Source organism: Nocardia sp. NPDC003183, assembly GCF_053590715.1.
This window is the reverse complement of record NZ_JBSFTG010000005.1, coordinates 211,516-225,211: the sequence shown is the minus strand read 5'-3', so window position 1 is coordinate 225,211 and position 13,696 is coordinate 211,516. Positions and strand designations below refer to the sequence as shown.

General features: G+C 68.0%; 14 protein-coding genes. 8 read left to right on the top strand and 6 right to left on the bottom strand.

The window, feature by feature from the left end; genetic code table 11:
* Positions 1 to 73 precede the first annotated feature (73 nt).
* The 6 genes from ACWDXS_RS19380 (at position 74) to ACWDXS_RS19355 (ending at position 3,783) form a co-directional block, all read left to right on the top strand.
* Complete coding sequence (locus ACWDXS_RS19380) at positions 74 to 667, top strand: biotin transporter BioY (RefSeq protein ID WP_387442451.1); 594 nt, start codon at positions 74 to 76, stop codon at positions 665 to 667.
* A gap of 12 nt (positions 668 to 679) precedes the next feature.
* Complete coding sequence (locus ACWDXS_RS19375) at positions 680 to 1,360, top strand: energy-coupling factor ABC transporter ATP-binding protein (RefSeq protein WP_449967378.1); 681 nt, start codon at positions 680 to 682, stop codon at positions 1,358 to 1,360.
* Positions 1,357 to 1,959, top strand: a complete 603-nt coding sequence (locus ACWDXS_RS19370) for an energy-coupling factor transporter transmembrane component T family protein (protein ID WP_449967375.1) — start codon at positions 1,357 to 1,359, stop codon at positions 1,957 to 1,959. The genes ACWDXS_RS19375 and ACWDXS_RS19370 overlap by 4 nt, the downstream gene beginning before the upstream one ends.
* A 105-nt stretch (positions 1,960 to 2,064) precedes the next feature.
* A complete protein-coding gene (locus ACWDXS_RS19365) occupies positions 2,065 to 2,655 on the top strand; it encodes a TetR/AcrR family transcriptional regulator (protein ID WP_378988590.1) in 591 nt (196 codons plus the stop codon).
* Positions 2,656 to 2,733: 78 nt separating this feature from the next.
* Entirely contained in the window at positions 2,734 to 3,474 is a 741-nt protein-coding gene (locus ACWDXS_RS19360) for an SDR family NAD(P)-dependent oxidoreductase (protein ID WP_387442459.1), read from the top strand.
* Between the two features lie 96 nt (positions 3,475 to 3,570).
* Entirely contained in the window at positions 3,571 to 3,783 is a 213-nt protein-coding gene (locus tag ACWDXS_RS19355) for a tautomerase family protein (RefSeq protein WP_378988594.1), read from the top strand.
* Between the two features lie 67 nt (positions 3,784 to 3,850).
* Here ACWDXS_RS19355 and ACWDXS_RS19350 read toward each other — a convergent pair whose 3' ends face one another.
* From ACWDXS_RS19350 to ACWDXS_RS19330, 5 genes are all read right to left on the bottom strand, one after another.
* Positions 3,851 to 4,411: a hypothetical protein gene (locus tag ACWDXS_RS19350; RefSeq protein WP_449967370.1), complete on the bottom strand. Its 561-nt coding sequence runs from the start codon at positions 4,409 to 4,411 to the stop codon at positions 3,851 to 3,853.
* A gap of 135 nt (positions 4,412 to 4,546) precedes the next feature.
* Positions 4,547 to 5,752 (bottom strand): adenosylmethionine decarboxylase, encoded by a 1,206-nt coding sequence (gene speD / locus ACWDXS_RS19345; RefSeq protein ID WP_378988598.1) that lies wholly within the window; start codon positions 5,750 to 5,752, stop codon positions 4,547 to 4,549.
* Between the two features lie 8 nt (positions 5,753 to 5,760).
* Positions 5,761 to 6,864, bottom strand: a complete 1,104-nt coding sequence (locus ACWDXS_RS19340) for a type III PLP-dependent enzyme (protein WP_378626650.1) — start codon at positions 6,862 to 6,864, stop codon at positions 5,761 to 5,763.
* 103 nt (positions 6,865 to 6,967) lie between these two features.
* A complete protein-coding gene (locus tag ACWDXS_RS19335; protein ID WP_378988600.1) occupies positions 6,968 to 9,466 on the bottom strand; it encodes a DEAD/DEAH box helicase in 2,499 nt (832 codons plus the stop codon).
* A gap of 26 nt (positions 9,467 to 9,492) precedes the next feature.
* Positions 9,493 to 10,437, bottom strand: a complete 945-nt coding sequence (locus tag ACWDXS_RS19330; protein WP_378988602.1) for a PAC2 family protein — start codon at positions 10,435 to 10,437, stop codon at positions 9,493 to 9,495.
* 232 nt (positions 10,438 to 10,669) lie between these two features.
* On the opposite strand from ACWDXS_RS19330, the gene ACWDXS_RS19325 reads away from it, so the two are divergent.
* Positions 10,670 to 11,392 (top strand): sensor domain-containing protein, encoded by a 723-nt coding sequence (locus ACWDXS_RS19325; RefSeq protein WP_449967364.1) that lies wholly within the window; start codon positions 10,670 to 10,672, stop codon positions 11,390 to 11,392.
* Between the two features lie 146 nt (positions 11,393 to 11,538).
* Positions 11,539 to 12,705, top strand: coding sequence for a DUF4192 domain-containing protein (locus tag ACWDXS_RS19320; protein WP_387442472.1), 1,167 nt, complete (start codon positions 11,539 to 11,541; stop codon positions 12,703 to 12,705).
* A gap of 10 nt (positions 12,706 to 12,715) precedes the next feature.
* Here ACWDXS_RS19320 and galE read toward each other — a convergent pair whose 3' ends face one another.
* Positions 12,716 to 13,696, bottom strand: a complete 981-nt coding sequence (galE, locus tag ACWDXS_RS19315) for a UDP-glucose 4-epimerase GalE (RefSeq protein WP_449967361.1) — start codon at positions 13,694 to 13,696, stop codon at positions 12,716 to 12,718.

The window sequence follows — 13,696 nt, the reverse complement described above, 5'->3', positions numbered from 1 at the left end:
GCCCACACGCTCCGGTTGCGAGACCGACCTGGTCGCCTGCTATCTTGAACGTTGTTCAATTGTGTAGCGAAGGATGTCTGCCGTGCCCGAAGTCGAGAAATCCCCGAAGTGGGCAGCCACCTTCACCGCACGGGACATGGCGCAGATCGCGGTGTTCGCCGCCCTGATCGCCGCGCTCGGCCTGCCCGGCGCGATCACCGTCGGGTTCAGCGGGGTACCGATCACGCTGCAGACGCTCGGGGTGATCCTCACCGGCGCGATCCTGGGCGCGCGTAAGGGCACGGCCGCGGTGGCGGTGTTCATCGCACTGACCATGATCGGGCTGCCGCTGCTGTCCGGCGGCCGCACCGGACTCACCGCCCTGGCCTCGCCGACGGCGGGTTACCTGATCGGCTGGATTCCGGCGACGCTGGTCATCGGTCTGTTGACCGCCATGATCCTGCCGAAGTATCCGATCGTGTTCGGTCTGCTGATCAACGCACTCGGCGGCATCGTGATCATCTACCTGTTCGGCACCGCGGGACTGCTGGTGCGCACCGATCTCAGCCCGTGGGCGGCGGTGTCGACCAACTTCGCGTTCATCCCGGGTGACCTCGCCAAGGTCGTGATCGCCACGGTCGTCGCCAAGGGCGTGCATCGCGCGTATCCCGGGCTGATCCGTGGCTGATCGCCGCGCGTCGTGAGCGAGATCGTCGTCGACGCGGTGGGGCATCGTTTCGGTGACCGGACCGTGCTGCGTGAGATAAATCTGCGGATCACCGAACGCCGGGTCGGCTTCATCGGCGCCAACGGCTCGGGCAAATCGACGCTGGCCCGCATGCTCAACGGACTGCTGAAGCCGACCGCGGGCACCGTCACCGTCGACGGGCTCGACGTCGCCCGCAAGGGCGCGCAGGTGCGGCGCAAGGTCGGCTTCGTGTTCACCGACCCCGATACCCAGATCGTGATGCCGACAGTCGCCGAGGACCTCGCGTTCTCGCTGCGCCGCAGCGGCCTGAGCAAGACCGATATCGCCGCCCGGGTACAGCGGATGCTCGACCGATTCGGCCTCGCCGCGCACACCGACCACCCGGCGCACCTGCTCTCCGGTGGACAGAAACAGCTGCTGGCCATCGGTTCCGCACTGATTCGCGAGCCCGAGGTGATCGTGGCCGACGAACCGACCACGCTGCTCGATCTACGCAATGCCCGACGGGTCTCGCAGGCGCTGAACTCCCTCGACCAGCAGGTGATCGTGGTGACCCACCAGCTCGGACTGCTCGACGGGTTCGATCGAGTCGTGGTGCTGGACAACGGTTGCGTCGTTTTCGACGGCGCACCGCCGGCGGCGATCGACGCGTATCGGCACCTGATCGAATGATCGGCCTGTACTGCCCCGGCGACTCGCCGCTGCACCGGATGCCGGCGGGGGTGAAGCTGGCGCTGTTGCTGGTCTCGATCCTCGCGATGACGGTGTTCGTCCGCGGTCCACTCGCTGTGCTGGTCGCCGTGGCGCTGGTGGCCTGTCTGTTCGCGCTCGCCCGCGTCTCCTGGCGGGTGGCCTTCGCCCAGGTGCGCCCGGTGCTGTGGATGACCGCGATCATCGGGGTGTTCCAGCTGCTCACCACCTCGCCGGCGCGGGCCGTGGTGGTGTGCGGGGTGTTGCTCGTGTCGGTGGCCCTCGCGGCGCTGGTCACGGTGACCACGCGGGTGAGCGCCATGCTCGATGCGCTCACCCGTGCGCTCGGCCCGCTGCGCCGCGTCGGAGTGAATCCGGAGCGGGTGAGCCTGCTTCTGGCATTGGCCATCCGGTGTGTTCCGTTGCTGGCGCAGATCGTCCACGATGTCGGCGAGGCTCGGCGAGCCCGCGGGGTGTCGTGGTCGGCGACCGCACTGGTTACGCCCGTGCTGGTACGGGCATTGCGCACCGCCGACGCGATGGGCGAAGCCCTCGCCGCACGCGGTGTCGACGACGACTGAGATCGGCGTGGACCGCGCGATGCGAACAGGACACCAGCCGCCTTCCGCGTAGCGCGCGTACGCGCACCTTGCTATTCCTAGACGACCGCTCGTATAGTTCTGCGCATGGCACGACCACGGCGCAGCGACGACACGAGAGCGCTTCTCATCGAGGAGGGCGCGGCCGATCTGCTGTCCAACGGCTATCACGGCACCGGCATCAAGCAGGTGCTCGACAAGGTCGGGGTGCCGAAAGGCTCGTTCTACAACTACTTCGACAGCAAAGAGACGTTCGCTCGAGCGGTGATCGAGCATCATTCACTGTGCATCCAGCGCAACCTCGCCGACGCCTTCGGCGCCACCGCCGATCCCCTCGGTGGCGTGCGCGTCTTCTTCGCGCGGCAGACCGCCGAATTCGTGCGCACCGACTTCACCGGCGGCTGCCTGCTCGCGAACCTCGCGGCCGAGCTCGAAGGTAGTGACGTGCTGCGGGAAGAACTGTCGAGTGCCTGGGTGGCCTGGCGTGACAGTGTCGCGGCCGCGTTGCGCGCCGCGCAGGCCGACGGCTCGGTGCGCGGCGATATCGACGCGGTCGACCTCGCCGACCTGCTCCTCGAATCGTGGGAGGGCGCCGTGATCCGGATGAAGCTGCAGCGCACCGTCGAGCCGCTGCACAAGTGCCTGAACCGTCTGCTGGACGACTACTTCCGGCCCTGATCAGGGTCGGGCGGACCGGCTGGTTGCTGCGTGTCTATTCTAAGACGACCGGTCGTATCAAATGAAAGGGAAGACACCATGTCGACCATCAAAACGGCCATCGTGACCGGATCCTCCAGTGGGATCGGGCGCGACATCGCTCGTGCCTTCGTCCAGCGCGGCGACAATGTCGTGCTCAACGGGCGTGATGCCGCGAAGCTCGCGGCGGTGGCCCAGGAGTTGGGCGCGCCCGAGCGCACGGCGGTCGTCGTCGGCGATATCGGCTCGCCCGCAACGGGTTCGGCGCTGGTCGCGGCCGCGGTCGAGCGATTCGGTGGGGTGGATGTGCTGGTCAACAACGCGGGCACGTTCGCGGCGAAGCCGTTCACCGAGGTCACCGCCGACGAGTTGACCGGCTACCTCGACGGCAACCTGAAAGGCACCTACTTCACCACGCAGGCCGTGGTCCGGCGGCTTCGTGAGCAGGGTGCGGGCGGCAGCATCGTCAATATCGGCACCGTGCTGGTCACGCACGCGATCGCCGATATCCCCGCCTCCGCGCCGTTGGCCAGCAAGGGCGCGATCCACGCCTTGACCACAAGTTTGGCGGCCGAACTGGCAGTCGACCGTATTCGCGTCAACGCCGTCGCCCCCGGCTTCGTGCGCACGCCGCTGCTGGCGAGCGGTAACGAGGCTGTCTTCGGCGGGTTCGCCCTCCTCGACCGTCTCGGCGACGTCACCGAAACCACCGCGGCCGTGCTGTACCTCGCCGACGCCGAGTTCGTCACCGGCCACATCCTGCCCGTCGACGGCGGCTTCATTTCCGGCCGAGCGGCCTGAGTCGGCGAAAAGACCTACTACACAACGGATTCGGGTGCGCAGCGCCCCGAATGCCGGTCATCCTGTGAGAGCTGCACCCATCGAAAGGACACGCTCATGCCGTACGTGAACATCAAGGTCACCGACGAAAATGTCACCACGGAACAGAAGTCGCAGCTCATCAAGGGCGTCACCGATCTGCTCTTCGAGGTACTCGGCAAGGCCCCCGACAGCACCTACGTCGTGATCGATGAAGTGCCGCTGACGGATTGGGGCGTCGGTGGCGTGAACGTCGCCGAGTATCGCGCCCGTCGAGCCGCCACGGAGTGAGTCATCGGTACCGGGCCGGGCGGTGCCCCGGCTCGGTACCCTCACCGGGCGAGAGCGCGGGGCCGACTCACAGTGGACCGTCGAACTCGATCGAGGCATCCAGGGCGAACCAGCCCATGGACGTCAGTGTCGCACCGCGCTTGTAGTAGCTGGGTCCCAGCCACAGACCCGGCTCGATCTCGCGCAACTCGTCGTAGATCCGGTGGGCGGGACCGGGCTTTCCGGCCCGGAGATCGTCGTAGTCCAATCGCACGGCCGCACGTCCGTCGACCGAGGATGCGCCGACCATTGCCACGAAGTTGAGCGCGCGCATGCCGCCGAGCAGGCGGAAGATGTTGTGCCCGAATGCCATCCCGCCGTCCACGTGACGAAAGGACTTGCCCACCCAGAAGTAGGTGGGACGGTCCATCAGTGGTCCGAGCAACCGGGAGCCGGTCGCGGGAAAAGACCGCATCACCAGATCGCCGGTCAGCCGGCCGAAATCTGATGCTGTCGTCTCCGGCGCCGCGGTGAACAGCTCCGTGAACGCGGCGATACCCGCCGTGGACAGGGCATCGAGGCGCGGGCGTCGGTCAGATGGCCGGTGGACCGGCATCAGACCGTTCGCGGACAACGGTGTCGGCTTCATGGGCGGACTCGATTCTGTCGAAACTCGGTCCTCGCATGGTGCCAAGCCGCGGCGCGCTCCGGTGCGGTTTCGCCGGACCCAGGACAGCGGGCCGGGACGCATCACACGTCCCGGCCCGCTGTCGGTGCGGATTCCCTACCGGTCGCGCAGGGCGTACGGCTCGACCGCGCCGCGCTCCAGAGCCCGCGCGTCGATGGTCTCGGCGCGGTAGGGGAGCAGGGCGAGACGGTCGCGCATGCCGCGGACCGGGTCGTCGATCTTCTCGTTCAGGCCGAACAGGAAGGTCCACTCGTGCTCGTCGCTGCCGTAGGGGACCACGGTGGCGAACTGCTCGTGGAAACGACCCCACGAACGCTTCAGCGTCTCGTTGCGCCACATGGTCGCGCAACCGGCCTGCGCCGACAGCACGCCGCCGGGAGCGAGCAGTGCCTTACATCGGGACAGGAACTCCGACTCGTAGAGGCGGTTGTGCTGGGCGTCCTCGACACGCTCGTCGGGCAGATCGATGACGATCACGTCGTAGCGGGTGCCCGCCGCCTGCGCGTTCGCCAGGAAGTCCCAGCCGTCGGCGTAGTGCACATGGACCGGGCCCTCGTGCCGCACCGCGGCGGCGAGCTCGTCGGTGGTGTAGCCGTAGGGCAGGTGCTCGGCACACAGCTCCACTTCGCGCTGATCGATGTCGACATGGTCGACCAGGGTCGCCCCGGCCGCCACCGACATCTGCGAGGCCACACCCTCACCGGAACCGATGATCAGCACCCGGTCGAGCTTCTCCGCCAGCACGAACGCCGGGACCATCATGGCCTCGTGGTAGGTGACCTGGGAGAACTCGGTGGACTGGCGATCATCGTCGGAGAACAGGGAGATCCCCTGATCGGTCCGCGCGATCACCATGTGCTGGAACGGGGTGTTCGTATCCACGATCACCTCGTGCAGATCCCAGATCCGGGTCAGGCCGTCGCCCACCGGTTCGTAGATCTTCTCGGCGCCGTGGCCACGCTGGACCGTCTGCATCCGAACTGTGGTGGGGGACAACTTGTCTCGGAGCAACTCGACGGCTTTCGTCGCGCCCGCACCGATGCTGCCGCAGGTGAAGACGTCGACGAAGATGTCGCCGGACTCCGGATAAGTGTGAATCGAGGCGTGAGACTCCGACAACAGCGCGAGGACGGTCACCCCCTGCGGATCGAACTTTTTGTGAACGACTTCGCAGATGGTGACGCCCGCCGCGATCAGAGACTCACGCAACGCCGATTCGAGTCGTTCGAGATCGTCACACAGGGCTGTGTCGACGCCACCGAACTCGGCCAGCACGTGCCAACCGGTGAATTCCGCCGTCATGGGCAAACTCACTCTCGCTCAGCGCCCGAGACATGAACGGTCAAGGGCGGAAAACCATTGAAGGACACCGACGAATAACTCGCGGTATAGGCGCCGGTGTGCAGGATCTGAATCCGGTCACCGGCTCGCAACGTGGTCGGCAGAAGGACCTTCGTGCGTTGATACAGTACATCGTCGCCGTCGCAGGTCGGACCCGCGACCACCGCCTCCGACACCGGATCGCCGTCGCGATCGGTGACGAAACGGTAAGCGATGTACTCGTTCTCGGTCTCGGCCATACCGTTGTATCGGCCGATGTCGAGATACACCCAGCGCCGGCCATCCGGCGCGAATCGCACGCCGACGACCTCGGCGTGCACGGTGCCCGCGTTACCCACCAGCGCACGGCCGGGTTCCACGATCAGGCCGATGGCCGCGGGCAGGAACTCGGCGGCGGCACCGGAGATGGCGGCCGCGATCGCGTCGAGTTCGGGGGCGGCGTCGACGTAGGAGATCGGCAGACCGCCGCCTACATTGACCGCCGTGACGTGAATGTCCTTGTCCGCCAACGCCGTGACGATCGCACCCGCCTGCTCGATGCCGATCCGCCATGCGGCGGGGTCGAGCTGCTGGGAGCCGACGTGGAAATAGGGGCCGCCGACCCGTAGGCCCAGGTCCCGGGCGCGCACCAGCAGCCGCAGGGCTTCGGCGGGCGCGCACCCGAACTTGGTGCCGAACGGGGTCCGTGATTCGGGGGCCGAGGACAGGAACCGGCACTCGACCTCGGAGCCGGGCGCGTGCTCGGCGATGCGGTCGAGGTCGTCCTCGGTGTCGAAGGCGTAGCGGCGCACCCCGAGGGCGAAGGCGCGCGCGATATGGGCGCTCTTCTTGATCGGGTTGCCGTAGCAGAGCCGCTCGGGCGCGACACCGAGGTCGAGGCACTGGTCGATCTCGCCGATGCTGGCGACGTCGAATTCGGCGCCCTCGTCGTCGAGCAGGGTGATCAGTTCCGCCACCGGCGCCGCCTTGACCGCGTACCGGATCCGGGTGCCGACAGCGACGGCGGCGTCGAGGGTTCGGTAGTTGGCACGTACCCGCTCGGGGTCGATGACAAGGTACGGGGATTCGGGCACAGGTGAACTTTCGGTCGGCAGCCGGGAGAGACTATCAGCGGCGCCTACCCAACAACGAATCCGTCAAACATTCGTCATATTCGTCATAGGCAACTGGTATTACTCATCCCGCCGTGACTGTGACCTCGTCGAACACCACCTCGCCCGCGGCATCGGATTCCTCGAGATCCACGATCGCCGTGACCGCCCAGCCGTGATCACCCGCGGGGTCGTCGATCACCTGGCGGACATGCCAGAAACCGGGCCGCTGCTCGATCCCGAACAGTTGTGGGCCGCGCGCGTCGGGGCCGGTGCCGATCGTGGCGTACTCGTCGAAATAGGGGGCGAAGTCCTCGGCCCACTCGGGGCCGGTGCCGAGTTGGTCGAGTTCGTACCAGCGGTGTCGCGACGCCAGCTCCACCCGGCGGAACATGGCGTTGCGCACCATGATCCGGAAGGCGCGTTCGTTGGCGGTGATCGGGCGCACCGTTTCGGCGCCGAACGCTATCTGCTGGGCGTCGTTCTCGGCGCCGGGGTTGGTGAGCTGTTCCCACTCGTCGAGCAGGCTCGAGTCGACCTGGCGGATGAGCTCGCCGAGCCATTCGGTGAGGTCGTCGAGATCCTCGGTGCGGGCGGCGTCGGGCACGGTGCGGCGCAAGGCGCGGTAGGCGTCGGCGAGGTAGCGCAGCACGACGCCTTCGGAGCGGGTCAGTTCGTAGTGCGAGATCAGTTCGGCGAAGGTCATCGCACGTTCGATCATGTCGCGCACCACCGACTTCGGTGACGGCGCGAATTCCGACACCCAGGGGTGGCCGGCTCGGTAGGTCTCGAACATCGGATCGATCAGCTCGGCCAGGGGTTTGGGCCAGGTGACTTCCTCCAGGAGCTCCATCCGCTCCTCGTATTCGATACCGTCGGCCTTCATCTCGTTGACGGCGACACCACGGGCCTTGTGCTGCTGGGCCATCAGCAGCTGGCGCGGGTCCTCGAGGGTCGCCTCGATCAGCGAGACGACGTCGAGTGTGTAGGTGGGACTGTCGCGATCGAGCAGGTCGAACGCGGCCAGCGCGAACGGTGACAGTGGTTGGTCCAGCGCGAAATCGCGTTGCAGGTCGACGGTGAGCCGCGCCATCCTGCCCTTCGCGTCGGGCTCGGACAGTTGTTGCACCACACCGGCATCGCGCAGTGACCGGTACAGGCGCAGGGCTCGCAGGATGTGCTTGCGTTGCGCGGGACGCGGCTCGTGGTTGTCCTCGAGCAGGTGACGCATCGCGTAGAAGCAGTTGCCCGGGCGGGCGATCACATTGAGCAACATCGAGTTGGTCACCGCGAAGCGTGACACCATCGGCTCGGGCGGGGCGGCGATCAGCCGGTCGAAGGTCTCCTCGCTCCACGAGACGAAACCCTCCGGCGGCTTGCGCCGCACCACTTTTCGCTGCTTCTTCGGGTCGTCACCCGCCTTGGCGATGAGGCGGGTGTTCTCGACCTCGTGCTCGGGGGCCTGCACCACCACGGTGCCCATCGTGTCGTAGCCCGCGCGACCCGCGCGCCCGGCGATCTGATGGAACTCACGCGCTTTGAGCCTGCGGGTGCGCACACCGTCGTACTTGGTGAGACCGGTGAGCAACACGGTACGGATCGGGACGTTGATGCCGACGCCGAGGGTATCGGTGCCGCACACCACTTTCAGCAGCCCGTCCTGAGCGAGCTTCTCCACGAGGCGGCGATATTTGGGCAGCATCCCCGCGTGGTGCACACCGATGCCGTGACGGATCAGCCGCGACAGCGTCTTGCCGAAGCCCGAGGCGAACCGGAACTCGCCGATGGCGGCGGCGATCGCGTCCTTCTCGGCACGGGAGGCGAAGTTCACGCTCGTCAGCGCCTGCGCGCGTTCGAGCGCGGCGGCCTGGGTGAAGTGCACGACGTAGACCGGCGCCTGGTGGGTGGTCACCAGCTCTTCGAGAGTCTCGGTGATCGGGGTGCGCACATACGAGAACGTCAGTGGGACAGGACGTTCGGTGCCCGCGACCACCGTGGTGGAGCGGCCGGTGCGCGCCTCGAGATCGGCGGCGAAGAAGTCCACTTCGCCCAATGTCGCCGACATCAGCAGGAATTGGGCGCGGGGGAGTTCGATGATCGGCACCTGCCACGCCCAGCCGCGGTCCGGGTCGGCGTAGAAATGGAACTCGTCCATCACGATCTGCCCGACCTCGGCTGCCGCGCCCTCGCGTAACGCCAGGTTCGCCAGGATCTCCGCCGTGGCGCAGATGATCGGGGCGTCGGCGTTGACCGCCGCGTCACCGGTCACCATGCCCACGTTCTCCGCGCCGAACACCTCACACAGCGCGAAGAACTTCTCGCTGACCAGCGCCTTGATCGGTGCGGTGTAGTAGCTGCGCTGCCCGTTGGCCATGGCGAACAGGTGCGCGCCGACCGCTACCAGAGACTTTCCGGAGCCGGTCGGCGTCGCCAGGATGACATTGGACCCCGACGCCAACTCCATCAGCGCCTCGTCCTGCGCTGGATACAGGGTTGTGCCCTGCTCGGCAGCCCACGCCGCGAACGACTCGTAGAGCGCGTCGGCGTCGGTCCCGGGAATTTCCAGTAGGTCGGTCAGATCCACTCCGACCACCCTAGTGGGTGTGGGGGTCAGTCTTTACCTTCGCCGGAGGTGTCGTCGTAACCACCCTGCTCGGCCAGGAAGCGCTCGAACTCCGCCCCTAGCTCCTCGCCACTGGGCAGTTCACCGTCGGCGGCCAGCAGGCTGGACTGGCGTTCCTGGGCGGTGACGAAGCTGTCGTACTGGCGTTCCAGCGCTGTGACGACCGTCTCCACCTCCTCGTTGCCCGCGATGTGCTCGGCGACCTGCTCGCGCACGCGCGCGGCCGCCTCACCCAGCGCCGAGAGCGGCAGATCCAGGCCCGCGTTGTCGGCGAAGTTCTCCAGCAGCGTCTGCGCGGCCTCGGGGTAATCGGTCTGGGCCAGGTAGTGCGGCACGTGCACCGAGAATCCGAGCGATTCGTGGCCGTGCTGCGCCATCCGGTACTCGAGCAGCGACGACGCGCTGCCCGGCACCTGCAACTCGCCCGGCCAGCGCTGGTGCTCGCCGATGAGCGAACGATCCGAGGAGTGCGCGGTGACACCGAGCGGACGGGTGTGCGGGATCGCCATCGGAATCGCCGACAGGCCGATCGTGCGGCGCACGCCGAGCTGTTCGGCCAGCAGCCGCACCGCAGTGGTGAACTTCTCCCAGCGCAAGTCCGGTTCCAGGCCCGAGAGCAGCAGGAACGGGGTGCCCGCGGTGTCGCGCAACGCCCACAGGTTCAGTTCCGGTTCCGCGTAGTCGGCGAAATGATCGGTCTTGAACGTCATCAGCGGGCGGCGCGACCGGTAATCGAGCAACTCGTCGACATCGAACGACGCGACCAGCTCCGATTCGAGGCTCTCGCGCAGATGGGTCGTCGCCAGACGCACGGCGTGCCCGGCGTCGGTGAAACCTTCCAGACCGTGCACCAGCACGGGGCCCGCACCGTCGTCCGAGGACAACTGCGGCGCCGGAAACTCCAGTTCGTACATATGCGACTGGTCATCCATCGCGTTTCTCCTTCCTGCGCGGTCCACCATCGCTCGCGGGGTGGGGAAGCGGATCTCCATTGTCCCCCACGCGAGCAGTGCCATCACACACGGCCGGGGACGGCTCGTCCTGTTAGGCAACAGCATGGACACCTCGCGCATTCCCGCCCGGCGCGGGGGACCGGGGTGTGCCGCGCCGCCGCCCGGCGTGGCGCGACCGGGCCGATCGAGGCGGTGGGGCACAGTGGACGGTGTGAACGTGGCGCAGGAGACACCGATCCGCGCGGGTGATCCGGGCCTGCGCCGCTGGTGGCTGGGGTTGGTGGCCGTGTCTTTCGCGCTCACCGGGTGTGCGCAGAGCGTCAGCGGGACACCGGTCGCCGAGAGCGCGGTATCGGTGCGGCAGATCGATGGTTCGCTGGCCGAGCTGCTGCCCGCGCCGTCGCAGTTTCCGGCCCGGTATCCGGCGGTCGTGCTGCCCGCGCAGGCGGCGACGGCGGCCGCGGCCGATCTCGACGGAGTGGGGGCGGGCGCGACCGTCACTCCGGCGAAATGCACACCGGTCGAGGCAGAGCCCGGCGGGGAGCCCGCGGCGGTGGCGGTCGGGACCGATGACGCGAGCCGGGCCACCCTGACCGTCGAGTTGTCGCGGAGCGCCGAACCGGTGTCGTCGCTGCGCGATCGACTCGGTGAGTGCGGGCTGATCCAGGTTCGGCGGGCGGGTGCGGGGTCCACCGTCACGACCGCGCTCGACCGGACCGCGCCGACCGGTACCGACGACGCGATAGCGTTGCGGCGCACCGTGGTTCCCGAAGTCGGCGGTGCGGGGCTGACGCAGACGATGCAGACCTCGATCGGGCAGATCGGCGACGTGCGCATCACGGTGACGTCGATGACCTTCGGTGCGGGACAACCGGATACGGCCGCAGTGGACGAGATGTTCGCCACCACCGCCGCCGCCGTACGCGGTAGCTGAAGCGCCTACCACCAGGCAGTGACAGGTTCGCCCGCCGCGCATGGCCGGGAGCGGGATCGGTCCACAGCTTCGGCACTACACACAGGGCGGATGAAAGCCCAGGTCGGTGCACCCGATGTGGGGGAGCCGGCGGGCACCGTGGAGCCATGACGCCTTCGACGAACCCCACCCGCCGGGTCAAGCGCTCCGGACCGTTTCCCCGCGCACTCGGCTGCGCCGAATCCACTCCCCGCTATCCCGGCGGGCTGCCGCGCCCACCGCTGCGGGTCGACGAACCCGGTGAGCTGATCGCCGCCCTGCCCGCGATGCTCGGCTTCGTCCCCGAACGGTCCCTCGTCGTCGCCGTGCTGCACGAGGTGGCGGGCGGTGCGGCCGAGGCGATCGAGGCGGTGGTGCGCTTCGACCTCGACGTGGCCACCGACATCCGGCTGCTCGACCAGTTCACCGCCTGCCTGGCATCGATCTGCCTGCGCGAAGAGGCGACCGGGGTGCTCGCCGTCTTCGTCGAGGACCGTGCCGAGTTCGAGAGCGAGGAGGTCCTGCGCGCGGCCGAATTGATCGACGTACTGGCCGAGGACGGGATCGCGGTCCGCGGCGCCTGGTCGGTTCCCGCGATCGCGGCGGGCGAACGCTACCGCAGTGTGTTCGGCCTGGTCGGGACCGGCCTGGTCGCCGATCCGTCGTCCTCGATCGTGGCCGTGTCACATGTGCTGGAAGGCAAGCAGATTCGTGGCTCGCGTCAGGAGATGACGGCGCTGATGGTTCCCGACGAGCTGCTGAGCGCGCGCGTGCGCGCTCAGCTCGGGCCCGCGGACGCGCGCTACCGGGGTGGGCTGGCGGCGGCGACGCGCGCCGGTAACGCCCTGGCCTACCAGCGGCGGGCACTGGAATGGGTGCTGTGGCAGATCGCCGACACCGCGTCCGGCGCACCGCGTGCCGCACGCGAACTCGCGCGACTGGCCGCGACCCTGCGCGACCGGCCGATCCGCGACGCCGTGTACGGCCTCGCGGCCGGCGATCACGCCGAGGCCGCCGAGCGGCTGTGGGCGCAGTTGGCCAGGGCGACACCCGGTACCGACCGCGCCGAAGCAGCGTCGCTGCTCGGCTTCAGTGCCTACCTGCGCGGCGACGGACCGTTCGCCGGCGTCGCGATCGGCGCCGCCGTCGAGGCCGACGCCGAGCACGCGATGGCGGTGCTGCTGGAGACCTCGCTACAGACCGGGCTGCGGCCCGAACGGCTGCGCAGACTCGCGCTGTGTGGTCACCAGATCGCCGCCGATCTCGGGGTCGACATCGGCCCGATCACCCGGTGAGGCAGGCAGGTCAACGAGCGCTGTGGGCCTTCGTGCCGAGGGAACGCAGGAAATCCCAGGCGTCGGAGACGATCTCGTCGAGGTCGTTGTGCTCGGGTCGCCAGCCCAGTTCGGCGACCGCGCGGTCACTGGAGGCGATCAATACGGCCGGGTCACCCGCGCGGCGCGGCGCGTCGATCGTCTCGATCGGCAGACCGGTGACCCGCTCGCACGCCGAGATCACTTCGCGCACCGAGAAACCCGTGCCCGAACCCAGGTTGCAGATCCGGTGCGTGCCCGGCTGCGACGACGACAGCGCGAGCAGATGCGCCTGCGCCAGGTCGCGGATGTGGATGTAGTCACGCACGCACGTACCGTCCGGCGTCGGCCAGTCGGTGCCGTACACCGAAATGGCCTTGCGATGACCCACCGCCACCTGCAAGACGAGGGGGATCAGATGCGTTTCCACCACCCGGTTCTCGCCGAGCCCGGCATAGGCGCCCGCCACGTTGAAATAGCGCAGGCTGGTCGCGGCCAGATCGTGCGCCACCGCGTAGGAGGTGATGGCGTGATCGATGGCCAGCTTGCTGGCGCCGTAGGGATTGGTGGGGCGCGTGGGCGAGGCCTCGGTGATCGGGACCTGCTCGGGCTCGCCGTACACCGCGGCGGTGGAGGAGAACACCAGGCGGGGGGTTCCGGTCTCACGGATCGCCTCGAGCAGCGTCAGCGTTTTCACGACGTTGCCGTGCCAGTACTTCTCCGGCTGCTCCACCGACTCGCCGACCAGCGACTGCGCCGCGAAATGCAGAACACCGTCGAAGGATTCGGCACGCAGCAGATCGGGGGCGGCGACAGCGATATCACCGTCGACGAACCGGGCACCGGCCGGCACACCGTCGGCGTTACCGGTCGAGAGGTCATCGACCACGACCACCTCGTGGCCCTCTTCGAGCAGCACGGCGGCGCAACCGCCACCCACGTAGCCGGCGCCGCCGGTGACAAGAAGTTTCAC